Source organism: Mesorhizobium sp. IMUNJ 23232, assembly GCF_044326205.1.
Taxonomy (GTDB): domain Bacteria; phylum Pseudomonadota; class Alphaproteobacteria; order Rhizobiales; family Rhizobiaceae; genus Kumtagia.
In genome coordinates, this window is the sequence record NZ_JBIRCY010000046.1 from 1 (window position 1) to 25,946 (window position 25,946).

General features: G+C 63.8%; 28 protein-coding genes. 13 read left to right on the top strand and 15 right to left on the bottom strand.

The features are described from left to right. Window positions 1-104: 104 nt before the first annotated feature. Window positions 105-593, bottom strand: coding sequence for an esterase/lipase family protein (locus tag ACH196_RS27125; RefSeq protein WP_396649973.1), 489 nt, complete (start codon window positions 591-593; stop codon window positions 105-107). An 88-nt stretch (window positions 594-681) separates the two neighbouring features. Further along, complete coding sequence (locus ACH196_RS27130) at window positions 682-867, bottom strand: hypothetical protein (RefSeq protein ID WP_396649974.1); 186 nt, start codon at window positions 865-867, stop codon at window positions 682-684. Window positions 868-1,146: 279 nt separating this feature from the next. Here ACH196_RS27130 and ACH196_RS27135 point away from each other — a divergent pair, with 279 nt between their 5' ends. Then, window positions 1,147-2,721 carry an FAD-dependent monooxygenase gene (locus ACH196_RS27135; protein ID WP_396649975.1) on the top strand — a complete coding sequence of 525 codons (1,575 nt, stop codon included), beginning with the start codon at window positions 1,147-1,149 and terminating at the stop codon, window positions 2,719-2,721. 12 nt (window positions 2,722-2,733) lie between these two features. On the opposite strand, the gene scpA is transcribed toward ACH196_RS27135, so the two are convergent. Then, entirely contained in the window at window positions 2,734-4,854 is a 2,121-nt protein-coding gene (gene scpA, locus ACH196_RS27140; protein ID WP_396649976.1) for a methylmalonyl-CoA mutase, read from the bottom strand. Further along, window positions 4,854-6,293, bottom strand: a complete 1,440-nt coding sequence (locus ACH196_RS27145; RefSeq protein ID WP_396649977.1) for a methylmalonyl-CoA mutase subunit beta — start codon at window positions 6,291-6,293, stop codon at window positions 4,854-4,856. The genes scpA and ACH196_RS27145 overlap by 1 nt, the downstream gene beginning before the upstream one ends. 240 nt (window positions 6,294-6,533) lie before the next feature. Here ACH196_RS27145 and ACH196_RS27150 point away from each other — a divergent pair, with 240 nt between their 5' ends. Next, the gene (locus ACH196_RS27150) at window positions 6,534-8,099 is read left to right on the top strand and encodes a helicase HerA-like C-terminal domain-containing protein (protein WP_396649978.1); all 1,566 of its coding nucleotides are present in this window, start codon (window positions 6,534-6,536) and stop codon (window positions 8,097-8,099) included. 55 nt (window positions 8,100-8,154) lie between these two features. Here the strand turns inward: ACH196_RS27150 and ACH196_RS27155 are convergent, their stop codons facing one another. The 4 genes from ACH196_RS27155 to ACH196_RS27170 form a co-directional block, all read right to left on the bottom strand. After that, on the bottom strand, window positions 8,155-9,117 hold the full coding sequence (locus ACH196_RS27155; RefSeq protein WP_396650011.1) for a DMT family transporter: 963 nt from the start codon (window positions 9,115-9,117) through the stop codon (window positions 8,155-8,157). 310 nt (window positions 9,118-9,427) lie between these two features. Continuing rightward, window positions 9,428-10,162 carry a L,D-transpeptidase gene (locus ACH196_RS27160; protein ID WP_396649979.1) on the bottom strand — a complete coding sequence of 245 codons (735 nt, stop codon included), beginning with the start codon at window positions 10,160-10,162 and terminating at the stop codon, window positions 9,428-9,430. 353 nt (window positions 10,163-10,515) lie between these two features. Continuing rightward, window positions 10,516-11,391, bottom strand: a complete 876-nt coding sequence (locus ACH196_RS27165; RefSeq protein ID WP_396650012.1) for a L,D-transpeptidase — start codon at window positions 11,389-11,391, stop codon at window positions 10,516-10,518. Window positions 11,392-11,554: 163 nt separating this feature from the next. Then, a complete protein-coding gene (locus tag ACH196_RS27170) occupies window positions 11,555-12,214 on the bottom strand; it encodes a haloacid dehalogenase type II (RefSeq protein ID WP_396650013.1) in 660 nt (219 codons plus the stop codon). Window positions 12,215-12,374: 160 nt separating this feature from the next. Here ACH196_RS27170 and ACH196_RS27175 point away from each other — a divergent pair, with 160 nt between their 5' ends. The 4 genes from ACH196_RS27175 to ACH196_RS27190 all read left to right on the top strand — a co-directional run bounded on the left by ACH196_RS27175 (window position 12,375) and on the right by ACH196_RS27190 (window position 14,530). Next, window positions 12,375-12,704 carry an ArsR/SmtB family transcription factor gene (locus ACH196_RS27175; RefSeq protein WP_396649980.1) on the top strand — a complete coding sequence of 110 codons (330 nt, stop codon included), beginning with the start codon at window positions 12,375-12,377 and terminating at the stop codon, window positions 12,702-12,704. After that, on the top strand, window positions 12,701-13,165 hold the full coding sequence (locus ACH196_RS27180) for an SRPBCC domain-containing protein (RefSeq protein ID WP_396649981.1): 465 nt from the start codon (window positions 12,701-12,703) through the stop codon (window positions 13,163-13,165). The genes ACH196_RS27175 and ACH196_RS27180 overlap by 4 nt, the downstream gene beginning before the upstream one ends. Before the next feature lie 24 nt (window positions 13,166-13,189). Then, on the top strand, window positions 13,190-13,606 hold the full coding sequence (locus ACH196_RS27185; RefSeq protein ID WP_396649982.1) for a GFA family protein: 417 nt from the start codon (window positions 13,190-13,192) through the stop codon (window positions 13,604-13,606). Between the two features lie 138 nt (window positions 13,607-13,744). Beyond that, window positions 13,745-14,530: a DUF899 domain-containing protein gene (locus ACH196_RS27190; RefSeq protein ID WP_396649983.1), complete on the top strand. Its 786-nt coding sequence runs from the start codon at window positions 13,745-13,747 to the stop codon at window positions 14,528-14,530. Between the two features lie 32 nt (window positions 14,531-14,562). Here the strand turns inward: ACH196_RS27190 and ACH196_RS27195 are convergent, their stop codons facing one another. The 4 genes from ACH196_RS27195 to ACH196_RS27210 form a co-directional block, all read right to left on the bottom strand. After that, on the bottom strand, window positions 14,563-15,138 hold the full coding sequence (locus tag ACH196_RS27195; RefSeq protein ID WP_396649984.1) for a dihydrofolate reductase family protein: 576 nt from the start codon (window positions 15,136-15,138) through the stop codon (window positions 14,563-14,565). A 77-nt stretch (window positions 15,139-15,215) separates the two neighbouring features. Next, window positions 15,216-15,695 (bottom strand): SRPBCC domain-containing protein, encoded by a 480-nt coding sequence (locus ACH196_RS27200; protein ID WP_396649985.1) that lies wholly within the window; start codon window positions 15,693-15,695, stop codon window positions 15,216-15,218. 96 nt (window positions 15,696-15,791) lie between these two features. Next, window positions 15,792-16,325, bottom strand: coding sequence for an SRPBCC family protein (locus tag ACH196_RS27205; RefSeq protein ID WP_396649986.1), 534 nt, complete (start codon window positions 16,323-16,325; stop codon window positions 15,792-15,794). Further along, on the bottom strand, window positions 16,318-16,689 hold the full coding sequence (locus tag ACH196_RS27210; protein WP_396650014.1) for an ArsR/SmtB family transcription factor: 372 nt from the start codon (window positions 16,687-16,689) through the stop codon (window positions 16,318-16,320). The genes ACH196_RS27205 and ACH196_RS27210 overlap by 8 nt, the downstream gene beginning before the upstream one ends. A 185-nt stretch (window positions 16,690-16,874) precedes the next feature. Here ACH196_RS27210 and ACH196_RS27215 point away from each other — a divergent pair, with 185 nt between their 5' ends. The 6 genes from ACH196_RS27215 to ACH196_RS27240 all read left to right on the top strand — a co-directional run bounded on the left by ACH196_RS27215 (window position 16,875) and on the right by ACH196_RS27240 (window position 21,226). After that, window positions 16,875-17,750, top strand: coding sequence for a branched-chain amino acid aminotransferase (locus ACH196_RS27215; RefSeq protein WP_396649987.1), 876 nt, complete (start codon window positions 16,875-16,877; stop codon window positions 17,748-17,750). Between the two features lie 178 nt (window positions 17,751-17,928). Further along, window positions 17,929-18,528, top strand: coding sequence for a superoxide dismutase (locus tag ACH196_RS27220; protein ID WP_396649988.1), 600 nt, complete (start codon window positions 17,929-17,931; stop codon window positions 18,526-18,528). A gap of 174 nt (window positions 18,529-18,702) precedes the next feature. Next, window positions 18,703-18,924: a hypothetical protein gene (locus ACH196_RS27225; protein ID WP_396649989.1), complete on the top strand. Its 222-nt coding sequence runs from the start codon at window positions 18,703-18,705 to the stop codon at window positions 18,922-18,924. A 65-nt stretch (window positions 18,925-18,989) separates the two neighbouring features. Then, entirely contained in the window at window positions 18,990-19,727 is a 738-nt protein-coding gene (locus ACH196_RS27230; protein ID WP_396649990.1) for a nucleotidyl transferase AbiEii/AbiGii toxin family protein, read from the top strand. A 122-nt stretch (window positions 19,728-19,849) separates the two neighbouring features. After that, window positions 19,850-20,287 (top strand): c-type cytochrome, encoded by a 438-nt coding sequence (locus ACH196_RS27235; RefSeq protein WP_396649991.1) that lies wholly within the window; start codon window positions 19,850-19,852, stop codon window positions 20,285-20,287. Window positions 20,288-20,299: 12 nt separating this feature from the next. Beyond that, the gene (locus ACH196_RS27240) at window positions 20,300-21,226 is read left to right on the top strand and encodes a c-type cytochrome (protein WP_396649992.1); all 927 of its coding nucleotides are present in this window, start codon (window positions 20,300-20,302) and stop codon (window positions 21,224-21,226) included. 34 nt (window positions 21,227-21,260) lie between these two features. Here the strand turns inward: ACH196_RS27240 and ACH196_RS27245 are convergent, their stop codons facing one another. Beyond that, complete coding sequence (locus ACH196_RS27245; RefSeq protein WP_396649993.1) at window positions 21,261-21,965, bottom strand: glutathione S-transferase family protein; 705 nt, start codon at window positions 21,963-21,965, stop codon at window positions 21,261-21,263. 105 nt (window positions 21,966-22,070) lie between these two features. On the opposite strand from ACH196_RS27245, the gene ACH196_RS27250 reads away from it, so the two are divergent. After that, window positions 22,071-22,424, top strand: a complete 354-nt coding sequence (locus tag ACH196_RS27250; RefSeq protein ID WP_396649994.1) for a winged helix-turn-helix transcriptional regulator — start codon at window positions 22,071-22,073, stop codon at window positions 22,422-22,424. Window positions 22,425-22,493: 69 nt separating this feature from the next. On the opposite strand, the gene ACH196_RS27255 is transcribed toward ACH196_RS27250, so the two are convergent. Both ACH196_RS27255 and ACH196_RS27260 read right to left on the bottom strand, forming a co-directional pair. Beyond that, on the bottom strand, window positions 22,494-23,147 hold the full coding sequence (locus ACH196_RS27255) for a suppressor of fused domain protein (protein WP_396649995.1): 654 nt from the start codon (window positions 23,145-23,147) through the stop codon (window positions 22,494-22,496). Window positions 23,148-23,156: 9 nt separating this feature from the next. Then, a complete protein-coding gene (locus ACH196_RS27260; RefSeq protein ID WP_396649996.1) occupies window positions 23,157-25,268 on the bottom strand; it encodes a S9 family peptidase in 2,112 nt (703 codons plus the stop codon). Window positions 25,269-25,946 lie beyond the last annotated feature (678 nt).

Sequence of the window (25,946 nt, forward strand, 5' to 3'; positions counted from 1 at the left end):
GGCAGCAAAGGCCCGATCAGTTCCCATTCCTCGTCCGTCAGACCAACACGTTCGCCCAAGGCTGCCTCCAAAAAGAAGCCTTGAATCAAAACCGGATTCTCCAGTCAACCTTTGTCAACGGACGCTAGCGCGGTGCCTTGAGAATGGCCCATAAATTTCGCTAAGGGTGCCAACCAGTTTGCATAGGATGAACCGAGCGATGGGGATGCGACCAGGAACAAGCCGATCTCAGTCCCCCGCTCGACGAGTTCGCCAAGTTGCTGGACTATGTAACGCCTAGCGATGATTCCACCCATGCTGTGAGCGACAAAAATGATCCGATTTGCCGCAACAACCGAATCAAGGATAAGACTTTCCTTTAGCGAACTGACAACGTCGCCGAGACTATAGGATCCGCTGAAAATTCCCGTTTGGTATGTAAACTCATAAATTCCAATTCCGCTAAGCGGTTCGTGGTCAGCGAGAACATCTGGCCAATAGGCTCCGCTTCTATGCCGCCAGCATCTTTCGTTGTCTGACAGAATTCCATGTATGAAGACTACAGCGACCGACGGCGTCGCTGTGCTGATCTTTCTAATCCAAGTTCCCTGCATCTGCCCTCCAAAAGAACAACGTACGAACACGCGATCAACGGAACTCGAGCGGAGCGAGGCCGGATGAGGAGGGCTGTGCTAGCGATGCCTACTTGGCCAAGGCGCTATATACGGCCTTGTATTTTGCCATCCGCTCGCGCGCGACCTCGATCCGGAGACGAAGCTGTTCGGAGATATCGTTCCCGGCAAGCGCAGACAGCGCGGTCCGATAGCGATCCATGCCTTCTCGGGCAGCTTCTAGTTGCTTCTCGAAGTTCTCGTTCTCGTTGGTCATCGCCGAACCCTCCTGCTCGAAAGGTATCATGCCGACAGGGCTGCTTCAAAGAGAGAGCATCCAGTAGTTTTCCGCTATTTCCGGGATCGCCATTCCAACAGAAAGGCCGTCATAGGCTGGATTCAGGCTGGTACGATCTCGCCGTGACCAGGGCTCCACGACAGCCTTCGGCCTGCTTGCCCCGGGACGGCTAGGACACTGCGCGGCCAACATCCGCCCTCGGCTTGCGCCGGCAATCCGGCAATGCATTATGGCCGGACAAGCTTGGGGGAACATGTGGTGACTTCTGTAACGGTTTTGGTCGTCGGAGCCGGTCCGACCGGCTTGCTTGCAGCCGCGGAACTGCATCGGCGCGGCGTGGACTGCCTTCTCATCGACGCGCATGAGCATGCGATGGCCTGGGACCGGGCCACGGTCGTCCATCCGCGCTCGCTGGAGATTTTCGAATCGCTTGGCATCCTGGAGCCGTTGCTGGCCGCCGGCGTGAAACAGCGGCGCGCCTGCATCCATGCGGGCGGCGCGGTGCTGGGCGAGATCGACCTCGAACTCTGCGGCAGCCGCTATCCTTTCAACATCGGCATATCGGAAGAAGTGACCGAAGCGATCCTGAGCGACTACCTCGGGCGGCAGGGCGGCACGGTTACGCGCGCGACGAAACTCGTCGATTTGGTGGAGCGGCAGGACGGCATGCTCGCCACGATCGAGCACGAGGGCAAGGCGAGCGAAATCCTCGCCCGATGGGTGATCGGCTGCGACGGGCACCACAGTATCGTTCGGGCGCTCGCCGGCATCGAGCAGGACGGACACGACATCGCCGAGCCCTGGGCGGTGTTCGACGCCGGTGTGGCTGGCTGGCCGGCGTCGTTCGAGGCCAACTACGCCTATCTGGATGAGGTGCCGGTCATCCTCACCGCGCTGCCGGGCGAACGCTGGCGTGTCTATCTGAGGCCGAGTTCGCCGGATTCCGATCTCGTCGCCGACGCACTCGGCACGCTGCGGCGCTATCTGCCGGCAGCGCGCTTCGAGGGCGTGGCCAATCCGACGCGTTTCCATTGCCACACCAAGGTGGCGCGGAAATTCCGGTCGGGCCGTATCCTGCTTGCCGGCGACGCCGCGCATACCTGCAGCCCCGCGCAAGGCCACGGCATGAACAGCGGCCTGCAGGATGCCTACAACCTTGCCTGGAAACTGGCACTGGTCTGCCAGGGACATTGCTCCGAGAAGCTGCTCGACAGCTATGAGGCGGAACGGCGTCCGGTGGCGGAAATGGTGACGGCTTCCGGCGACACGGCGGAGGGCGCCCAGATGGTCAAGGGCGCAGCCGCTCGACGGGAGCGCGACGCCGCTATCCGCGCCGCTTTCGCCGACCCTGCGACACGCCATCATGAGGCGGTGGCCGAGGCTGAACTAGATATCGACTACGCGACCTCGCCGATCGTGCTTGGCGACAGGCGTGAAGCAAGCTGGCCGGGCCAGCGGCTGCCGGACGGGATCGAACTGCGGCAGGCGGCTGGGGGCAGCGGCATGCTTCATCACCGCGCCAACCGGCGGGGCCATACCGCATTCCTCATAGGCGGAGCCTCGACCGGCCGGGACGATCTCTCCAAGGTGCTTCGTGACGTGAAGCCCTTGTCCGACGGCCCGATCATCGAGACGGTCATCGCCCTTTCCGCGAATGAGAAGGTCGCGGATGTCGAGGCGCATTTAGAGCCGGCGGCTGCCGACCGGCTGGGCGTGGGGGGCGTTATGCTCCTGGTGGCGAGGGCGGATGGGCATGTGGGCCTTCGCGCCGAGAAAAACCACGCGGAGGCTCTGGCCGCCTATGTCGGCGTGCTGCGATCCGGTTCGAACTGAACCGTCCGGCGCTTAGCGGACCAGCCCATCCAGCAATCGCTCCGCCGCTTCCGGGATCACCGTGCCCGGCGGAAAAATTTCCGCCGCGCCGGCCTCGCGCACCGCCTCGAAATCCTGCGGCGGGATGACGCCGCCGGCTACGATGACGATGTCGTCGCGGCCGAGTTTTTTCAGCGCGGCCTTGAGTTCGGGGATGAGGGTGAGGTGGCCGGCGGCGAGCGAGGAGGCGCCGACGATGTGGACGTCGTGCTCGGCCGCGAGTTTTGCGATCTCTTCCGGCGTCTGGAACATCGAGCCGACGGTGACGTCGAAGCCGAGATCGGCGAAGGCGGTGGCGATGACTTTCTGGCCACGGTCGTGCCCATCCTGGCCCATCTTGGCGACCAGGATGCGCGGCTTCGCGCCGTGGGCCTTCTCGAAGGCGGAAACCTTCACTTGCACGCGGTCGACGACGGCATTCTCGCCGATAGCCTCGCGGTAGACGCCCGAGATCGTCTGGACCTCGGCGACATGGCGACCGAACGCTTTTTCCAGCGCCAGCGAAATCTCGCCGACCGTCGCCTTGGCGCGGGCGGCTTTGATGGCGAATTCCAGCAGGTTGCCGTCTTGTCGCGCGGCGACGGCGAGTTGATCGAGCGCCGTCTCGACGGCGGAGACATCGCGCGTGCCCTTGAGCTGCTGGAGCTTCGACAGTTGCCGGGCGCGGACCTCGGCGTTGTCGATTTTGAGGACGTTGACCTCGATGTCCTTTTCGGGGCGAAAGGCGTTGACGCCGACCAGAAACTGCTCGCCGGAATCGATGCGCGCCTGGGTGCGGGCGGCGGCCTCCTCGATGCGCAGTTTCGGGATGCCTTTCTCAACCGCCGCCGCCATGCCGCCGAGGGATTCGACCTCCTCGACGTGGCCGAGCGCTTTTGCCGCGAGGTCGTGGGTCAGCCGCTCGACGAAGGCCGAGCCGCCCCACGGATCGATGAAGCGCGTGGTGCCGGACTCTTTCTGCAGGATGAGCTGGGTGTTGCGGGCGATGCGCGCCGAATGGTCGGTGGGCAGCGCCAGCGCTTCGTCGAAGGAATTGGTGTGCAGCGACTGAGTGTGCCCTTGGGTGGCCGCCATCGCCTCGACCATTGTGCGCATGATGTTGTTGTAGGGGTCCTGCGCCGTCAGCGACCAGCCGGAGGTCTGGCAATGGGTGCGCAGCGACAGCGAGCGAGAATCCTTGGGCGAAAAGTTCTTTTGCATCAGCGCCGCCCAGATCAGGCGGGCGGCCCGCATCTTGGCGACTTCCATGAAGAAATTCATGCCGATCGCCCAGAAGAAGGACAGGCGCGGTGCGAATTTGTCGATGTCGAGACCGGCGGCGACGCCGGCGCGCGCATATTCGATGCCGTCGGCGATAGTGTAGGCGAGTTCGAGGTCGGCGGTCGCGCCGGCTTCCTGCATATGGTAGCCGGAGATCGAGATGGAGTTGAACTTCGGCATGTTGACCGAAGTGTAGGAAAAAATGTCCGACACGATCCGCATCGAAGGTTTCGGCGGATAGATGTAGGTGTTTCGGACCATGAACTCCTTCAAAATGTCGTTCTGGATGGTGCCGGCAAGGTCCTTCTGGGCGACGCCCTGTTCTTCGGCGGCGACGATATAGAGCGCCATGATCGGCAGCACGGCGCCGTTCATGGTCATCGACACGGTCATCTCGCCGAGCGGGATCTGGTCGAAGAGCTGGCGCATGTCGAGGATGGAATCGATGGCCACACCTGCCATGCCGACGTCGCCGGCGACGCGCGGATGGTCGCTGTCGTAGCCGCGATGGGTGGCGAGGTCGAAGGCGACGGACAGCCCCTTCTGGCCGCCGGCGAGGTTGCGGCGGTAGAAGGCGTTGGATTCTTCAGCCGTCGAGAAGCCCGCATATTGGCGGATCGTCCAGGGCTGCTGGACATACATGGTCGGATAGGGGCCGCGGATGAACGGCGCGACACCCGGAAAAGTGTCCAGCACTGGAAGCTTTGCGACGTCGCTTTCGCCATACGAGCGCTTGATCGTCAGGCCTTCAGGGGTCTTCCATGTGCTTCTGTCGCGGATAGGCGCGGCAGGCCCTGGCCGCTGCCAGTCGATTTTCGTGAAATCAGGAATCATCAATTGGCAGCAACCAGTTCGTCGATGCGGGCCGACTCCAGCCTCTGGCAGAACACCGTGCCGTCGGTGGGGAGCGGGCGAGGGGAGGCGGGAAGGGTTTCCACCGGCAGTTCGATCTTGGCGGGAAACAGCGTCGTGCCAATGATGGCGCGCTTGCCGGAGCGGTATTCGGCGGCGCGGCGGTCGCGCGCCTCGACGATGCGGCTCTGCAAATGGCCGCCGGCAAGGCTGCGCAGCAGGCCGCCTTCCTTCTCGATGCGCTGGAACTCGGCCCAGGCCGCCTCGCAGAGCGCGTCGGTGAGTGCCTCGATGCTGCCCGAGCCGGCAACCGGGTCGATGACGAAGTCGATGTGGCTTTCGGAGGCGAGCACGAGCTGGGTGTTGCGCGCGACGCGGCGAGCAAAGGCGCCGGGAAGGCCGTGGGCGATGGTGTGCGGCAGGACCGAGATCGAGTCGGCGCCGCCGGCGCCCGCCGCGAAGGCGGCCAGCGTCGTCCTCAGGATGTTGGTTTCCGGATCGCGGATCGTCGCCATGCGGTAGGACGTCTCGGCATGGACCATGGCGCGCGACGGCTTGATCCTGACGGCTTCCTGCGCCTTCTGCCACAGCAACCTGAGCGCCCTGATCTTGGCGATGGACAGGAACTGGTCCTGGTCGACCGACAGCGCGAAGCCGATATGCGGCGCGGCATAGACCAGCGCCTGGCGTGCTTCCTCGAACAGCCTGAGATGTGCGACCGCGCCGGCGAGCATCGCGCCGAGTTCCTGCGCTTCTGTCGCGCCGGCATTGTGGAAGACGCGGCCGTCGGCCTCGAGCAGAATGCCGGGGACACCCATGGCGAAGAAATGCGCCAGCGACTGCGGCATCGAAGCCTGCAGTGCTTCGATCGACATGCGCAGGCGGCCGGTGCCGGCGAAATTGGCGGCGGAATCGATGCCGAAGGAGAGGCTGAGCTTGGCCGGGTCGGCACGGCGCTTGGTCAGGAAGGCGACGAGGCGGTCGGCCATGGCGCGGCTGGAGGGATGGGCGTCGATGCGCACATGCACGGTGTCGAGCGGGATGCCGTCGAGCACGCGTTCCAGCGTGTCGGGCTGGTCAGGCAGGCCGTAGCCGAAGGCGTTGGGCGCGCCTTCGAAGACCAGCGTCAGGCCGGTGGCGCCGCCGGCAACGTCTTCCAGCGCCTGGCGGTTGGCGCGGGCGGGGTCGGTGTCGTCGCAGCGCTGGACGACGATCCAGGGCAGGGCGGCCTTGCGGCGCGGCAGCGGGATGGCGCCGGCGCGGCGCGAGGCCAGCGGCTCGATCGCCAGCCCGTCGTCGGTGCGGGCGACCATGACGTCGTCGAAGGAGGCGCCCGCGAGGGTCTTTTCCACCAGGGCCAGCCATTTCGACCGGTCGGCCACTGGAAAGGCGGATTCGCTGATCAGGTCGTCGACGTTCATCCTCGTCACTCCTACGCTCAGCAACCACCGGCCGGCTCTTGGACGCCACGGCGCCGGTGCGCCGCGGACGGACAAAAGAGGCGCTGCTACCGATTGCCAAACGCGGCGCTTAAGTGCAAGCCCGCATTGGCATTTTAGCACGCCGGACCGATTGTCGCGCGACAAACGCCATCTTATACCATTGCCCTGCAACCGAATGATGTTCGGTGCGGCATTTTAGGTATCCGGGAGCACATTTTCATGGCCGAGCCCGCCAGCATTTTTCTAGGCGCCAGCCGCAAGCCGGACGACAGCTACCAGCGGCCGGAAGAACTGCTGCTGAGATACGGCAACCGGCACGGGCTAGTGACCGGGGCGACCGGCACCGGCAAGACGGTGTCGCTGCAGGTGATGGCTGAAGGTTTTTCCAATGCCGGCGTCCCGGTGTTCTGCGCCGACATCAAGGGCGACCTGTCCGGCATCGCCATGATGGGCGAGGCCAAGGATTTTCTGGTCAAGCGCGCCGAGCAGGTGAAGCTCGACCCCTATGAGTTCCAGGAATTCCCGGTGATCTTCTGGGACCTGTTCGGCGAGCAGGGCCACCCGATCCGCGCCACCGTGTCCGAGATGGGGCCGCTGCTTTTGTCGCGGCTGATGAACCTCACCGAGGCGCAGGAAGGCATCATCAACATCGTCTTCCGCATTGCCGACGAGGAAGGGCTGCTGCTGCTCGATATGAAGGATCTGCAGGCACTGCTGTCCAACATCGCCCAGCGGGCCGACGAGATTTCGACACGTTACGGCAATGTGACCAAGCCATCGGTCGGCGCGATCCAGCGCTCGCTGCTGATTTTGGAGCAGCAGGGCGCGAAGAATTTTTTCGGCGAGCCGGCGCTGCGCATCGCCGACATCATGCGCACGACGCGCGACGGGCGCGGCGCCATCAATGTGCTTGCCGCCGACAAGCTGATGATGAACCCGCGGCTCTACGCGACCTTCCTTTTGTGGCTGATGTCGGAACTGTTCGAGCAACTTCCCGAGGTCGGAGACCCCGATAAGCCGAAGCTGGTGTTCTTCTTCGACGAGGCGCATCTTCTGTTCGACGAGGCTCCAAAAATCCTGATCGACCGGGTGGAGCAGGTGGTGCGGCTGATCCGCTCGAAAGGCGTCGGCGTCTATTTTATCACGCAGAACCCGCTGGACGTGCCTGAAACGGTGCTGGCGCAGCTCGGCAACCGGGTGCAGCATGCGCTGCGGGCCTATACGCCGCGCGAGCAGAAGGCGGTGCGCACCGCGGCCGACACGTTCCGGCCGAATCCGGATTTCGACTGCGCCACGGCGATCACCAAGCTTGGCACCGGCGAGGCGCTGGTCTCGACGCTTGAGGAGAAGGGCATACCGTCGATGGTGCAGCGGACGCTGATGCGGCCGCCGGCCTCGCGGCTCGGTCCGATCACGCCGGAGGAACGCAGGAAGCTGATCCTCGAAAGCCCCGTCGCCGGCCAGTACGACCAGACGATAGACCGCGAATCGGCGTTCGAGATGCTGAAGAAGAGGGCCGAGCAACCGCCGCAGGAGGCTGAGCCACAGACGGGCGGGCAGGGCGGAGGCTGGACGCTGCCGGATTTCGGCGGCGATTCCTCTCAGCCGGCGCCCCAGGATCGCTATCAGCCCGCTCCAAGGCAGCGCACGCCCGCCGGGCCGCGTCCATCCAACCGCCAGACGGTGGCCGAGGCGGCCATCAAGTCTGTGGTCCGTTCCATGGGTTCGTCGGTGGGACGGGCGATCGTGCGGGGTATTTTGGGCAGCCTCAAGAAAGGCTTTTAGCGCCTGTTGGCATTCAGGCCTTCAAAACCTGAATTTCGACAGACCCCAGGCGCCGTCATGACGCAGCCGGCGTCGGCTTGTGCCGCGCCGGCAGCATGGCTGTCAGCAGGCCGGCGACGATGAAGGCCCCGCCCACTATGTCGAAGCCCTGCAGCCGCTCGCCGAGGAATATGTAGGCCAGGATCGCGACGAAGGCGGTCTGCAGATAGAGCATCATGCCGGCGCGGCTGGCGCCCAGCGTGTCGACGCTGCGGTTGTAGAGATAATACATGAACGCGCCGCCAGGCCCGGCCACATAGGCGAGCGCCAGCAGGCCGGTCGTATCCATCGCGGTCCGCTGGCCCGAGAAAATCTCCCAGAGGTAGAGCGGTGCGGCGCCGACCGCGCCCATGCCGAGCAGAAGGACCAGCAGCGGAAGGCGCTCGATGCCGAATTTCAGGCGGCGCAACAGCACCGTATAGAGCGCCCAGGCCACCGCACTGCCGACGATCAGCAATTCGCCGGCGTTCACCTCCAGCCGCAGCAGTCCGGGAAGGTCGCCTCGCGCGACGATGACGATCATCCCGAACATCGAGATCGCGGCCCCGGCCGCCTGCCGGAAACCCATCTTCTCGGCGAGAAGGAAATGCGCCAGCACCATCGTTATCATCGGCGCCAGCGCCATGATGATGCCGGCGGTGGTGGCGTTGGTGAATTCGAGGCCGACATAGATCAGGCCCTGGCAAACCGTCAGGCCGAGTACGCCGACGACGAGCAGTTCCAGCGGCCGGTCGCGCAGCAGGGCGATCATCGACGGATAGTGCTGGCGGACGATGGGCAGCAGGATCACGCAGGCCAATGCGAGCCGCCAGAAGCAGAGCGCCCAGGGCGGCATTTCCGGGATGATCCATTTGGCCGCGATATAGACGCCCGCGGAAAGCAGCCAGCCGAATACGGCCGTCGTGTAGGCGAAGGGTAGCGAGGTCTCGATTGCGGCGCGGCCCTTGCCGTGGCCGATGGCAGCTATGTGGAAGCCCATATCGTCACCCCATGGCTGCGGGACGCCCGAACCCTGCCGCGCCGCAGCCAGCGAAGCAGCGTCCGCATCCGCCGTCAAGCGCCGGATGCAAGGCGGCGAACTCAAGTCAGGAAGCGCATGGAGGTCGGGAAGCCTCTTGGGAAGGCTCACCCGACTGTTTCGCATTGTGGGGTCGGCAATAAGTGGTGGTCAGCCCATCCGCCGTCGAGGGCGCCGCTTCGCTCCGGTCGCCACCTACAGAAAGACAAGAAAAATCAACGGTTCCAGCAGGTGAGCCGGAAAGAGCACAGAACTGTTGGAACGGCTGGGTTCAGCTCACGCTGATGCCACTGGTCACCAGGATCGGCGTTTTGCCGGGCACGCGGTTGTAGAGGTCGATGACGTCCTGATTCATCATGCGCACGCAGCCGGACGAGACGGATTTTCCGATCGTCCACCATTCCGGCGATCCGTGGACGCGGTAGAGCGTGTCCTCGCCGTCCTGGAAGATGTAGAGGGCGCGGGCGCCGAGTGGGTTTTTCAGGCCGGGGTCCATGCCGCCATTGGCGACGCTGTAGCGTTCGAGTTCGGGCTGGCGGCCGATCATGGCGTCGGGCGGCGTCCAGCGCGGCCATTTGCGCTTCCACTGGATGACGGCGCGCCCGGCCCAGTCGAAACCAGCGCGGCCGAGGCCGACGCCGTAGCGCAGCGCCTTGCCGTTCTCCTGCACCAGGTAGAGGTAGTGGGCCGAAGTATCGACCACCACGGTGCCCGGCCGCTCGCCGGTCGGATCGTCGACGAGCCGCCGCAGGAATTTCTCGTCCACCTTCTTCAGCGGGATGGCGGGGATCTCGTAGCCCTCGTCGACGACCGACGCATACATCGCCTCGTAGCCGACGACTTCCAGCGGCGGCTCGGGTCTTTTCGGTTCGGCCGGAGCCACATAGGCCATCTCGCGCGGCACGCTGGTGCAGGCGGACAGTACAAGCGATGCGGCGGCGGCGCCGGCCGCGCCGAGCAGGCGGCGGCGCGACAGGACGGGCGAGGGCGGAAGGTCGGTCGGCATTCTTTTTGGTCTTTCGATTGCAGTCAGTCAGGAGGATGCGGCCCGGCGTGCCGGGCGGCGCGACGCCAGCGGCTTTCCGTCGGCGTTTCGCGGCGGATAGATCGATCGGAGTCGGGCGCAAACGGGGACGAACGGTGGCGAAGATGTGGTGGGCGGGGTGGTGTGGTTTCGAGGCAACATGGCTGTCCACAGGCGGCAGCCGGCGTTGCCCGGGAAAGCTGTAGGGCAACCAACCGCAAATTGCATCGTTTGCCGGGAACAAGGCCGGGGACGCGGGATCACATTGCGGTGTGACCGGCGTGAAGGGCGCGGCCAGATCGGAGGACCGACTTGAAGAATCTGACGTATGGGCGTCAGCCGGAGGCGAGGTCGCCGATCTCGACGCCGGCCGGTTCGGTGCCGATCGGGGCAACGCCGCCCGTGCCCAAGGCCGCGGGCGCTCCGGCCGGAGCGGGGTTGTTCCGGCTCACACCGATGCCGACGCCGCTGGCGACGACAATGTTGGTGCCTTCCGGCACGCGGTCGTAGAGATCGATGATGTCCTGGTTGATCAGCCGCACGCAGCCCGACGACACCGACTTGCCGATCGACCACCATTCGGGAGAGCCGTGCAGCCGGTAGAGCGTGTCCTCGCCGTTCTGAAAGATGTAGAGGGCGCGGGCGCCAAGCGGATTGTTGGGGCCGGGCGGCATGCCGCCTTCCCATTCGTTCTTCTTGCCGATCTGCCGGGCCCGGTACTGTTCGAGCTCCGGCTGGCGGTCGATCATCTCGTTCGGCGGGAACCAGCGCGGCCACATCTGCTTCGACTGAATGACGCCACGGCCGGCCCATTCGAAGCCGGCGCGGCCGAGGCCGACGCCGTAGCGGATGGCCTGTCCGCCCTCGCGCACGAGGTAGAGGTGGTGCGAGGACGTGTCGATGACGATGGTGCCGGGCATCTCGCCGGTCGGATCGGGCACGACCTGGCGCAGAAACTGGCTGTCGATCTTGTCGGTGGGCACGCCGGGAACCTCGAAGCCGCCATCGCTGACCGGAGCGTACATGCTGGCAAAACTGCCGAATTCCGGTATGTCGGCTTGCGGCGGCGGCACGGGCTCGGGTTCGACGTAGCTGACGTCGCGCGGCGCGCTGGCGCAGGCCGAGAGCGCGATCGAGGCGGCGCCGGCCGCAGCCGCGCCAAGAAAGCGGCGGCGCGTCATTGCCGGAATGAATCTGTTGTCCGAAACCATCATTTCCCTTCGCTTCGGCGGCCGGGATCCCCGAATCGCGCAATCGTTCAACAATGAACGGCGAGGATAGGGGTTCCGATTCCGGCGTGGATGCAACGGCAGCGTGGCGAAGATGTGATCGCCAACGGGTGTTGCGCCCGCGCAACAGTTTTCCGGTGACCAGCTACCCCGCGAGCAGGCCTTCCAGCGAGGGCAGGATCAGACGGGGCGGGAAGTCGGCATATTCGTCCGGCTGGCTGTGGCGGTTGATCCACACGGTGCGGAAACCGAATTTCGCCGCGCCCGCGATGTCCCATCGGTTGGACGACTGGAACGACACGGCGTCGGGATAAAGACGCCAGCCGGTGGCAACGAGGTCGTAGACCTGCGGGTCGGTCTTGAAGCGCCGCACCGGATCGACGGAAAAGATCTCGTCGATCACGTTTTCCAGCGCCGCCGACTTCACCGCCGCCGCCAGCATGGCCGGCGAGCCGTTCGACAAGATCGCGAGCCGCGCGCCCGCCGCCTTCAGCGCCTTCAGAACATGCGGGACTTCCGGATAGCAATCGAGCGTCCAGTAGGCTGCGAGCAGGTCGGAGCGCAGTTTCGGGTCGTCGATCTTCATCAGGGCGAGCGAGAAATCCAGCGACTGCTCGGTGAGCGCCCAGAAATCCTGGTAGGCGCCCATCAACGTGCGGACCCAGGAATATTCGAGCTGTTTGGCCCGCCAGATCTCCGACAGGCGCTGGGCGTCCGGTCCGATGCGACCGGCCTGTTTGCGCACGGCCGCATGCACGTCGAACAACGTACCATAGGCGTCGAATATGTAGGCGGCGTGCAGCATGTGCTTTTCGTCGGCCAAAGGTTTCATGAAAGCAAGCACTTGTTGCGTCCGGAAGCGCTTTTCGGCGTCCCTCGTCCGTCATCAGCTAGGCTTCAGGCAGGCTGGTGCGAAAAAATAATAGTATTGACTAATTGATCAGTGGATGCTAATGATTTTTCCCATGATCGAAGCTGCTTCCGTTACCGCCGTCATGCGGGCATTGGCCGACCCTACGCGGCGCGCCGTGTTTGAGCGGGTCGTCGGGGCCGATGAAATTACGGTCGTCGAACTGACGCGGGGCAGCAGCGTGACTCAAGGCGCCATCTCCCAGCATCTCAAGGCCTTGAAACAGGCTGGGCTGGTTGCCGAGCGCGCGCAGGGCCGCAATGTCTTTTATCGCGCCGAGCCTGCCGGGCTCGAACCGCTTGCCGACTGGATGGGCCACTACGGCGCCTTCTGGCGCGAGCGCTTCTCCAATCTCAGAACCCTCCTGAAGGAGATCGACCCATGAACGACACCGCCTTGAGGCCGCAGACGCAGGATATCGTCGTCGACGAGACATTCCCGCATGCGCCGGAGACCATATGGAAGACGCTGACGACCGGCGAGTTGATCGGCCGCTGGCTGATGGAGCCGGCAGGCTTCCAGCCGGTCGAGGGAACGCATTTCACCTACAAGACCAAACCGGCCGGCGAGTGGGACGGCACGATCCGTTGCGAGGTTCTGCAAGTAGTGCCTAACGAACGCCTTGCCTATGCCTGGCAAGGCGGCCATGCAGCAAATGTCGGCTACGGCTCGAAACTGGACACGGTCGTCACCTGGACGCTCTCGCCGGTCAAGGGCGGGACGCGGGTCCGCCTAGTCCATTCGGGCTTCGTGCTGCCGATGAACGACACGGCGTTCCGGAACATGAGCGACGGCTGGAAGAAGGTCGTTCCGCGGCTGGGCGAGATCGCCGGCAGCAAGCACTGAACCATTCATTACAGGAGACAGACGATGAGCGACGCCTTCACCGGCGGGTGCGCCTGCGGCGCTATCCGCTACAAGATATCCGCCGAACCGATCGGGATGAACGACTGCCAGTGCCGCCAGTGCCAGCAGCGAAGCGGCACCGGGCACGGCTCCTACATGGCTTTTGCGTCGCCCAAGGATGTGGAACTCACGGGCAAGGCCGCCCACTGGGACGTTGCCGCCGACAGCGGCCTGGTAAAGACGCATGGCTTCTGCCCGACCTGTGGGACACCGGTCCATCTGACTTTCGCCGCCTTGCCGGAGATATTTATCGTGCATGCCGGAAGCCTCGACGATCCCAGCCGCTACAAGCCGCAATTCACGACCTATCGAATCCGCGGCCACCACTGGGATCATGTCGATCCGGCGCTGCCGCGCTTCGATGAGATGCCGACGGGATGACGGGATGGGTGAAGCGCACTTGCTGCCCGTCCGGTTCGATCTACTTCACGGCCTATCGCGGGCGAAGGGCGCGACCGGGCAGTGACGCGCCTCGGCATCGGGGCGCGGCAATCGACCCAAAGGGGAGGTTTTGAAGCCATGACAACAACAGCCGGAAATGGCGGACCGTCCGCCATGCAAAGACCTCCGGTCGTGTCGCCCGAACAATGGGAGGCCGCTCGCGAAAAACTGCTCGTCAAGGAAAAGGCTGAGACCCGCGCCCGTGACGCGCTCGCCGCCGAGCGCCGGCGCATGCCGTGGATGGCCGTGAGGAGCGACTACCTGTTCGAAGCGCCGGCCGGCAGGGTGAGCCTGCTCGACCTGTTCGACGGCCGCCGCCAGTTGATCGTCTACCGCGCCTTCTACGAGCCGGGCGTCTACGGCTGGCCGGATCATGCCTGCCGGGGCTGCTCGATGGTGGCCGACCAGGTCGCCCATGTCGCGCATCTCAACGCCCGCGACACCACGCTGGTCTTCGCCTCGCGCGCGCCGCAGGCCGACATAACGCGGCTGAAGAAGCGCATGGGCTGGACGATGCCGTGGGTCACGGTCACCGACAGTTTCGACAAGGATTTTGGCGTCGACGAGTGGCACGGCACCAATGTGTTCCTGCGCGATGACGACCGCGTGTTCCGCACCTATTTCGTCAACAATCGCGGCGACGAACAGATGGGCGGCACCTGGAACTATCTCGACATCACGCCGCTCGGCCGCCAGGAGGTCTGGGAGGATTCGCCAAAAGGCTATCCGCAGACCCCGACCTACAAATGGTGGAACTGGCACGACGCCTACGTCGCCGACGCGCCGCCCGACCGCAAGTGGGTGGAGGTGTCGGACGCCGGCGAGGCTGCATTCCGTGAAAAAGAGGCGGGCGCGAAACCGTAAGGGAACTCGCCCGCCGGCCTGCGAAGGTGGCGTCAGCCGATGCCGTAGGCCAGCCGTATAAGACCGCCGTCTAGTTGCTCAAGCTTGAGCAGGTCGAGCTTGCGGCGATGTTGCGTGGCGCCGAACAAAGCCTTGCCGTCGCCGGCGATCAGCGGATGGACGATGAGCCGCAATTCGTCCACCAGCCCGGCATCGATGAAGCTCGCCGTCATGCGGGCGCCGCCGATGAGATAGATGTCCTTGCCGAGCTGTTGCTTGAGGGCGGCGACTGCGCCGATGTTTTCGATGAAGCGCGTGTTCGGCCACTGCGCCGAGGAAAGTGTATTCGACAGCACGTAGTGCGGGGTGCGCCGGATGAAATCCGCCCAGTCCAGCTCGGCGGGCGTGGGCGGATTGCCGGTGATCCAGACAGGCGTCTTCGGTTCGGTCTGGATCGCGGTCCAATAGCGTTCGTAGCCGGGATACATGCCGCCGCCGAGCACGCAGGCGTCGATCTGCGGCATCAGGCCGTAGTCGTCCGACCAGGCTTCCACCCAGTCGGCCATGCCCTCGGGGCCTTCCATCTTGCCATCGAGGGAAATCTTCATTCCGGCGATCAGCTTGCGCATGACAACTCCTGTTTGATCACCAATTCGGTTACGGTGCGACCCGACCGGGCGGCCGGGCCGACTGGCTGCGGAAGGATTCAGGCGGTGAGCATCCGCTCGTTTTCGGTCATGGGCTGTCCGACATTGGGCTGCCCCTTGCCGGTCGCGATCAGGTCGCGCAGGCTGCTGTTGATATAGGTGCTCCAGCCTTCGTGGCAGGCCTCGTAGCACTCGTACTCGGGGACCAGGCCGATGTGGGTGAAGCGGACTTCCGTCTTGCCGCCCTTGCCGGCGATGTCGAAGGTGATGTCCGTGTCCGTCCATTCGGTCGTGTCCTCGGTGAAGCTGAAATAATTGTTCAGGACATGCCAGGCCACTCTCTTGCCGGGGGTCAGTTCCGTCACCTTGATCCTGCAGCGGTGGACATCGCTGTAGTGATAGTCGAACGCCTCGCCGACCCTGTCGGTGCTGCCTTCGATTTCCTGCGACCACCATCCGCGAGGATTGTTGATGGCCGCGAAGGCCTGCTCCGGGGTCTGGTCGACGGTGATCGTCGTGGTGAAGCTGTTGTCGGTCATGGAAAAATCTCCTGTTTCAGGGTTGCGGGCTTCGTTCTCCCGCGAGCCCATCCCGCGGGAACCTTCAGTCCAGTGGATTTGGATGCGTGACTTACGTCAGGCGGGCAGGCGCCGGTCGTAGTCCTGCTTGAGCCGGGCCCAGCCTTCCCAGAATGGCGCCGGCTCCTTGCCCGAGGCGCGGGCGACCAGGATGTCAAGGTGCATGTGCCAGCCGCCGGCGACCTTCAGCATTGTGTCGCGGTCGGGCAGGCGGCGGTGGATGACGGTGAGCAGCACGTCGCCGCCCTTCGGCTCCAGTTCGAAGGAGACGTCGCCGCTGCCCTGCCAGGTGATGGAGAGTTTTCGGGGCGGATCGAACTCGGTGATCCGGCTCTGCATGCTGTGCTCCTCCGGGAAGCCGGCCGGGCGATGGCTGGGCGGGTCGTTGAGGTCGCCGTTACGCCAGACGAGTTCGACCGGCGTTCCGGCCTTCGCCTCCATCCGGCCCGCCGCCAGCCACTGGCGGCGCAGCTCGCTGTCGGTAAGATACGCCCAGATGCGCTCGATGGGGCCGGGCAGGAGCCGGTGGATCGTCAACGTGGCAGGCTCGGTCAGCACGCCATAGGGATCCATGGGGGCGAGTTCATTCATTGGTCGTCTCCTTTTTTGGTGTGCTGGATTTGCGGGCGTCCTCCTCACGGAGAAGCCGTTCGAGCACATCCAGACGCTCGGTCCAGAAGCGCTCGTAGAAGCTCAGCCATTGGTGGGCGCTGGCGAGCGGTCCGGGGTTGAGGCGGCACAGATGGGTGCGTCCGCGCACTTCGCGGCGGATCAGCCCCGCATGTTCCAGCGCCTTGATGTGCTTCGAGGCCGCGGCGAGCGAGATTTCGAAGGGTTCCGCAAGCTGGCTGACGGTTCGCTCGCCGTTGACGAGGTCGTGCAGCATCTGCCGGCGGGTGGCGTCGCCGAGGGCGTGAAAGATGGCGTTCAACTGAGGCGTCTGAAGCTCAACCATGAGGTTGAATATAGAGGTGTGGCTTCGATAGTCAACCACTTTGTTGAATGATTGGCGTCGAGCGCTCAGGCATGGGCGCGGCTCCGGCTGAGACGGGCGCTGGTCCACCGTTTTGCCTGACGGTCCCGGTTGACCTGCTGGCGCAAAGCGGCTTTCCATGGCCACGCAAAAGGAGACGCTATGACATGACCCTTGCCGCGGCCGCGCAGACCACCACCTGGACCTATGTCGACGGCGACTGGCACGAGGGCAACGTGGCCATCCTCGGGCCGCGCAGCCACGCCTTCTGGCTGGCTTCAAGCGTGTTCGACGGCGCCCGCTGGTTCGAGGGTGTGGCGCCCGACCTCGACCGCCATGCGGCCCGCGTCAACAACTCCGCGATCAGCCTCGGGCTCAGGCCGACCATGACGGTCGAGGAGATCGTCGGGCTGACCTGGGACGGGTTGAAGAAATTCGACGGCAAGACGGCGATCTATATTCGCCCGATGTATTGGGCCGAGCACGGCGGCTATATGGGTGTGCCGGCCGATCCGGACTCGACGCGGTTCTGCCTGTGTCTTTACGAGGTGCCGATGCCGGAGCCGAGCGGTTTCTCGCTCACCGTCTCGCCGTTCCGCCGCCCGACCATCGAGACCATGCCGACCGACGCCAAGGCCGGCTGCCTCTATCCCAACAACGGCCGTGCCATTCTCGAAGCGCGCATGCGCGGTTTCGACAACGCACTGGTGCTCGACATGCTGGGCAATGTCGCGGAGACGGGGTCGTCCAACATCTTTCTGGTCAAGGACGGGCATGTCTACACGCCGGCGCCGAATGGCACGTTCTTGTCCGGCATCACGCGCTCGCGCACCATCGGCCTGCTCGGCGACTACGGGTTCCGGACGACCGAGAAGACGCTGACGCCGCGCGATTTCCGCTTTGCCGACGAGATATTTTCGACCGGCAACTACTCCAAGGTGGTACCAGTCACCCGCATCGAGGACCGCGACCTGCAGCCCGGCCCGGTCGCCCGCAAGGCGCGCGAACTCTACTGGGAATGGGCGCACGCGACCGCCGCCTGAGCGCGAAGCGACGGTTTGAATCTCTTTTTGCCGCAGGTTTTGGACGGAAAACCGTGTGACAGTCTTCCGGAACCCGCATAGAAGGGAACCGACACGCGTCGGCGGAGTTTTGCCAACGGTCGCGACCGTCTTCCCCGGTCCATCAGGGCCGGTCTCTAGCCAACGAGGGAGTATTGCCATGGCTTTCGAACTGCCCGCTTTGCCTTATGACTACGAGGCGCTTCAGCCCTTCATGTCGAAGGAAACGCTCGAATATCATCACGACAAGCACCACAAGGCCTATGTCGACAACGGCAACAAGCTCGCCGCCGAGGCCGGACTGGAGAACCTGTCGGTCGAAGAGGTGGTGAAGCAGTCCTTCGGCAAGAATGCCGGGCTCTTCAACAACGCCGCCCAGCACTACAACCACGTCCATTTCTGGAAGTGGATGAAGAAGGGCGGCGGCGGCAACAAGCTTCCCGGCGCGCTGCAGAAGGCGGTCGACGCAGACCTCGGCGGCTACGACAAGTTCAAGGCGGACTTCATCGCCGCCGGCACCACGCAGTTCGGCTCGGGCTGGGCCTGGGTCTCGGTCAAGGACGGCAAGCTCGCCATCTCCAAGACGCCCAACGGCGAGAACCCGCTGGTCCACGGCGCGACGCCGATCCTCGGCGTCGACGTGTGGGAGCATTCCTACTACATCGATTATCGCAACGCCCGGCCGAAGTATCTGGAGGCTTTCGTCGATAGCCTGATCAACTGGGACTACGTGCTCGAGCTTTACGAGAAGGCGAAGTAGTTTCACTGGACGCCTGTCGCGTCGGAATAGGCGAGCAGAGCTCGTGATATGCAAACCCCGCGCACTCGCGGGGTTTGTCGTTTCGGCAGGCAAACTGGCGGCTGACGCTCTCCACCTTGGCGGGCGGGAACGCAGTGCGTACGCCCTTGCCCGCATTTGTGTTATAAGCCCGCCATGACGCTGCATTTCGGCAAACAGATTGTTCCGGCCGACTTCCCCGAGCTCAAGCGGCTCGTTTGGAACCGCGATCCGCTGCGGCCGATCGCGGCCGAGGAGGTTTTTGCCCTCTACGAGCGGAACTGGCGGTTCGTCGATCAGGATCATCTGACCGAGCGCGAGGCCGAGCTCATCGACGAGCTTGGGCGGCTATACGGCAACGGCTTCGGACTGAAGTGACGCTGCTTCCGTGGAATGGCACTCTGCGGCTATCGTGTCTCGCGTAGCCTGAAGCGGACAGCGCCATGCCATTCATTCGACCGGAACACAAAATCATCGCCGACATGCTGCGGCGCATGAACCGGCAAGTGCTGACCGAAACCCGCTGCTGGTTTGGCGGTGGAACGGCCGTCGTCCTGCTTTATGGCGAGTACAGGCGTTCGCTCGATGTTGATTTTCTTTGCGCCGACGTGGACGGCTACAGGGAAATCAGGAACATCGTCGTCGCCGGAGGTCAGCGGACGCTTTTCGGCGACGGCGTCGCGAGTGTCCGGGAGGCGCGCGCGGACGCCTACGGCGTCAGAATGTTTCTCGAACAGGTGGGACAGCCGATCAAGTTCGAGATCATCCGCAAGGCCCGCATTGCGCTGAGCGGGGCTGTGGACGACCGGCTTGGCGTGCCCGTGCTGTCCGCGGCGGACATGTTTGCCGAAAAGCTGTTGGCCAATGCCGACCGATGCATGGACCGGTCCGTGGCCTACCGGGATGCAATCGATCTTGGCAGACTGATTGAGGTTCATGGCCGCATTCCTGACACAGCCCTGGAAAAAGCGATCCAAGCTTATGGTGAGGACATTGAGCGCAAGGCGGTCTGGGTCGTCAATCGACTGGCGGATGACAACGAGCTTCGGGAAATTGCCGTAGCGTTGCAGATGGACAGAGCGGTGGCAACTAGCGCCATCTCTGCCTTTCGCGCTGAATGCCGACGCATCTGGCCCCATGCCGCGATCGACGGCGAGAGCGTTGGCCAGCCACTGGTCTGACTGCCTGGTTTGATCATGTCATCCGGGGCGATCACGAAACCGTGAACTTGTTTGCCGCAAGAACTCGTGCAAGCTCACCGTTAGCCTCCTCAGGCAGCCATATGCAACCCAGAGGGACTTTCATGAAAAAACTGCTTCTCGCCATCTCCCTGTTCGCGCTGACGGCTTCGGCGGCGACGGCCGATCCGATCGCCGACCGCCAGGCGCTGATGAAGGCCAATGGCAAGGCCGCCGGACAGCTTGCGGCCATCGCCAAGGGCGAGGCGCCCTTCGACGCCGCCGTCGTGCTTGCCGCGCTGACGACGATAAACGACGACGCGCAGAAGCTCGACGTTGCGGCCCTGTTCCCGGCCGGCAGCGACAAGGGCGACACCACCGCCTCGCCGAAGATCTGGGAAGACATGGCTGGCTTCCAGGCCAAGGCCGACAAGTTCAAGACCGATGCCGCAGCGGCACTCGCCGCGCCGCCGGCCGATGTCGACGGCGTCAAGGCGACGCTTGGCGTCCTCGGCCAGAATTGCGGCGGCTGCCATGAGATGTTCCGGGTGAAGAAGGGCTAGTCCCAAGCGCGGATGCGGACAATCGCCAAGCTCGCCGTCGGTGCCGTTCTTGTGGCCGGCGCGGTAGCTGTGGCTGGCTGGGTGCTGTCGGCGCCGCAGCGGCTGGACGAGACGACGCTGGCGGCAATGGGTCCGGGTGATGCCGTGCGTGGCGAGCGCATCTTCTGGGCTGGCGGCTGCACCTCCTGCCACGCCAAGCCGGGGTCGGAAGGTGATGCCCGGCTGCAGCTCGTCGGCGGGCTGGAACTGAAGACGCCGTTCGGCACCTTTGTAGCGCCGAATATTTCGCAGGACCCGACCGACGGCATAGGCGGCTGGACTTCAGCCGATCTCGCCAATGCGATGCTGAAGGGCGTGTCGCCGGACGGCTCGCATTTTTATCCGGCTTTTCCCTACGCATCCTACGCGCGGATGAAGCCGTCGGATGTCGGTGACCTCTATGCCTATCTGAAAACGCTTCCTGCGGTTCCCGGCAAGGCAGCGGACCATAAGCTCGGCTTCCCCTTCAACATCCGGCGCGGCCTCGGCCTGTGGAAGCTGCTCTATCTCAGCGACCGACCGGTCGTGGCGTTTTCGGAAGGCACGCCGGACAATGTGCTGGCCGGCCGCTATCTGGTGGAAGGCCCCGGCCATTGCGGCGAATGCCATACGCCTCGTGATTTCATCGGCGGGCCGAAGACCGGCGAGTGGCTGGCTGGCGCGGTGGCTGCCGAAGGCAAGGGCAAGGTTCCCAACATCACCGGCGGCGAGGGCGGCATCGGCGGCTGGTCCGAGGGCGAGATCGCCTACTTCCTCGAAACCGGCTTCACGCCGGATTTCGATTCGGTCGGCGGTTCGATGACCGAGGTGCAGAAGAACATGGCGAAGCTGACGCCTGAGGATCGGTCGGCAATCGCCGCCTATCTCAAGTCTGTCCCGCCGCATCCGAACGGATTTTGAGGCCCGGGGGGCCCGGGCCTCGGTCGTCGTTTTGCTATTTCCCGAAACGGTCGATGACCTCGTCCAGCGGAACGTGGCCGAGGAGCACGCCGGAACCGGTGGGCGTTTCCCCGGACTCAAGTGCTTCGGCGAATTTCACCGCCGGTTCGGCTTCGATGCGGCGTCGAAGTGCGCCGAGCCTCGGATAGTCGCTTCCGTCGATTGCGTTGTGAAATTCCGCCCAGCGCGCCACGCCGATCAGGGTCGTATCGGCCATCGTCATACGGTCGCCGGCCAGGAACCCGTTTTCAGTGATCATCGCCTCAAGGTGATCATGGCGATCCTTGACGGCCTTGCGGCCGTAGCGACGCAACGCGTCGATGAAGGCAGGGTCGGCGTCCTCGGTCTCATAGGCGACCCAGAGCGGGCTGAACGCGGCTGTGAAGCCGGTGTTGACGAAGGCCGCGAGCTGATACATCCGATCGGCCTCCGGCGATTTCGGATCGAAGGTGACGCGGCGCTCGATGTCGCGTTGTTCGATCCAGTGGATGATGGCCATCGTCTCGGTAAGCGCGCGGCCGTCCTCGGTGATCAGGATGGGCGTTTCCTGCCTTCCATTGATGCGCACATAGCGGTCGTTCTTCATGTCGGCGAGCATGTCGACGCGGCACAGCCGGTAGGGCCGGCCCATCAGTTCGAAGGCGGCGACGAGGCCCATCGAGCTTCCCGCCGGGAAGCCGTAAACGAGAATAGGTTCCATAGTTCAGCTCCGTGATGAAAGAAATCACGCTGCGCAGCGGAGCTTGATCTAGGTGGCGGAAGAGCCCAGGTAAATTACGCACAATTTTGTAACCAGGAGCGCCACATGAAGGACACGGTTTCGAGCTGCCCGATCGAGGACGTGATGCGAGTGCTGAGCGGCCGCTGGCCGACGCTGCTGATCTACTATCTGAAGGACGGCACCAAGCGGTTCAATGAATTGCGTCGCGACAACCCGACGGTGTCGCACCGCATCCTGACGCTGGAACTGCGAAAACTCGAGGCGGCCGGCATCGTCACCCGCACCGCCCATTCCGGCTATCCGCTACGCGTCGATTACGACCTCACGCCCGCCGGCCTGGCCCTGCTGCCACTGATCGATGCGCTGGGCGACTGGTGGGAGGATACGAGGGGCGGGGCAAGCAAGGAGCCGCCTGCCTCGCTGCGGCCGGCGGCGTGACGGCCAAGCGGTTCCGTTGCATCCCAACAGATATCCGACTCGCGGGGACCAGCGCTCAATGGATGCCAGTCAAATGACCGAACGGCGTCTCGGATCAGTCACAGGATAGCAGCCGGCCTCCCGAAGACGGTTCACCAATTCATCCGTTCCGTTGGCCTTGCCGTACGCGATCTCGGGATCGGTCACGCCAGTGAAGGTCAAAAGCGCGACGCCGCCCGACGGTAACACGAACTCGGTCGGCAAGACCTCTGGCAAAGACAGGATCAGATTACGGACGGCGCTGGTCGCGTCGCCGTTGATCGGCGCTCGCAATGGAATCCGATCCCCGTTTTCAAGGGGACCGCGTCCTGAGAAGTGCCGGACACCGAGCAAGATATCGAAAGCCAGCATGCTTTGCAGGGTGCGCACCGCCCAATCACCTTGTTCGGTCGAAGCAAGCACGAACTCGATCCCCTGACCGGAGTCTCCCGTGGCGTCATAGTCTTCCGGTGCCACCATCCATGGGTTGGAGTTTCCTGAGGTGACGTAGAGCCAGAACGGGCGAGCAGGGGTTGGGGCGAATTCTATCACGCCATAAAACAGCCAGCTCGGATCAATCTCGGCCCGCTTGAACTGATTCTGAAAAAGTTCTTGTGTCAGGGGGAATATGCCGCGCTGCTGGCCTCCGAAAAGGCCGGGGTAAATCTCCTCCTCGCGAATGCGCCAGACTTCCTCGAAATCCATCGGGGTACCTTAGCCAGCCTCTGTTTTGTCGCGGCCTACCACTTTTAGAGCAAACGCATAGTTGTAGGCGATCTCCTCCAGACGCGAAAAACGGCCCGACGCGCCGGCGTGGCCGGCATCCATATTGATCTTGAACAGCACCGGATTGTCGCCGGTCTTCAGCTTGCGCAGGCGGGCGATCCATTTCGCCGGCTCCCAATAGGTGACGCGCGGGTCGGTGAGGCCGGCGACGGCAAGAATCGGCGGATAGTTTTTCGCGCCGACATTGTCGTAGGGCGAATAGGCGGCGATGGTGCGGTAGTCCTCGACGGAGGCGATCGGGTTGCCCCATTCCGGCCATTCGGGCGGCGTCAGCGGCAGCGTGTCGTCGAGCATGGTGTCGAGCACGTCGACGAAGGGCACCTCGGCGATGATACCGCCAAAGGCATCCGGCGCGAGATTGGCGATGGCGCCCATCAGCATGCCGCCAGCCGAGCCGCCCTGCGCGACGATGCGGTCATGCCCGGTGTAGTTCTCGGCGACGAGGTGCGTCGCTGCGGCGATGAAGTCGAGGAAAGTATTGGTCTTCTTCTGCCGCTTGCCGTCCTCGTACCAGGCAAAGCCCTTGTCCTTGCCGCCGCGTGTATGGGCGATGGCGTAGACGAAACCGCGATCGGCCAGCGACAGGATGTTGGTGTTGAAGGCGGCGGGGATGGCGATGCCGTAGGCGCCATAACCGTAGAGCAGGCAGGGCGCGGAGCCATCGATCGGCGTGTCGCGATGATGGATCAGCGAGATCGGCACCAGTTCGCCGTCATGCGACGGTGCCATCAGGCGGCGCGTGACATAGTGCTCGGGGTCGTGGCCGGACGGGACTTCCTGCGTCTTCAGCAGCGTGCGTTCGCGCGTGCGCATGTCGTAGTCGAAAACCTGGCCGGGCGTGGTCATCGAGGAATAGGAGAAGCGCATGATTTCGGTGTCGTATTCGTAGGAGCCGGACAGGCCAAGCGAATAGGCCTCCTCATCGAAGTCGATCATGTGTTCGCTGCCGTCGGCGCGGTCGCGGATAACGATGCGGGGAAGGCTGTCCTTGCGTTCCAGACGGACCATGAAGTCCTTGAAGCCGATGACCGACAGGATAAGCCGCCCGGGCTCGTGCGCGACCAGTTCCGACCAGTTTTCGCGTCCCGGATTGTCTACAGGCGCCGTCATGATCTTGAAGTCTTTCGCACCATCGGCATTGGTCAGCACGAAGAAGATGTCGCCGCCTTCCTCAAGGTCATACTGCAGGCCGGCCTCGCGCGCCGCCACCAGCCTGGGCTGGGCATCGGGCGTCGCGGCGTCGATGATGCGATACTCGGAGGTCTCGTGGTCGTTGATGCCGATCATCACCCAGCGGTTGTCGCGTGTGCCGCCTACGCCCATGAAGAAACCCGGGTCGGTCTCCTCGAAGACAAGGCGGTCATCGGCGGTGTCCGTTCCGAGTGAGTGGTAGAATATCTTCGACGGCCGATGGTTGGGATCGAGCCGCGTGTAGAAGAAGCCCGTGTTTCCGGCATCCCAGACGCCGGATCCGGCGGTGTCGGTAATGACGTCTGCGAGATCTTCGCCCGTTGGGAGATCGCGCGTCTTCAGCGTGAAGAATTCGGAGCCCTTGTCGTCGAAACTCCACAGCAGGCGCTTGTGGTCGGACGTGTGCTCGATGCCGCCGAGGTGGAAATACGGCTTGCCCTCCGCCTCATGATCGCCGTCGAGGATGATCTCCTCGGTGCCGCCGTCGCGCGGCGTGCGGAAGAAGCGGGGCTGCTCGCCGCCCTTCTTGTAGGAAGAGCCGTAGGCGAACGGACCGTCCTTCATCGGCACGGAGGAATCGTCCTCCTTGATGCGGCCCTTCATCTCCTGGAACAAGGTTTTGCGCAGCACTTCCGTGTCGGCCATCAGGGCCTGCTGGTAGGCGTTCTCGGCTTCGAGATGGCTGCGGATGGCGGGATCGAGGAGCGAGGGATCGCGGAACACTTCCTGCCAGTTGTCGGCGCGCAGCCAGGCGAATTCGTCGACGCGGGTTATGCCGTGGCGCGTATCGTCGACGGGGCGTTCCTCGGTAACCGGGGGGGTAGCGGACGGGAAGATGGTCTGTTTCATTGGAACTCGCTGGACGAGGTGAATGGCGCGCCCCGCTTGCGTTCAAGATTTTCGCGGTGGCGTCCGGAGCATTGGAAGCCCGATATAGCGGAGGAGATCGATGTCGAATACCCTTGAAGGACTATGGCGGCGGCCAGTTCTACCGTTGTCGAGAGGTCAAGCGCGATCCGGTGAGCGACGGGACCTTTGTCAGCGGCTGGGTCTATGGCAAATACATTACGCCTTGCCGAGCCTGGTCCTCTGCCCGTTTGTGCCCAATCGCGCCTGAACGGTGTGCAAAGTCATTCAAGCCGGTCGCGCGAGCCGATCCGGGTGCAGTTCGTCGAGGAGCGACGCCTTGACGGCGCTGTGTCGTGATGGCCGAACAGGATGCGACAGATCGGCACGCTTCTCGGATTTGATAAGGCATCGTAATGGCATAAGCCGGCAAAGATAATCGCCGGCAGTGGCGATGGCCCCATTGTTGTGCGATCACTTCAGGTTGTACATCGCGCAAACCTCACGAAAGCGGGCAGAATCGGTCCGATTAGACCAGTGTCCTGGCAATTGTTGGCCCAAAAGCCCTTAATGACGCCGCGCCAATGATCACAGATCAGTTGGTTGGGACTGATCTCCGGCAAAATGACACCAACATTTTCCAGCGCAACATTGTGAACGACTGGTTCGAACAGCAATAAA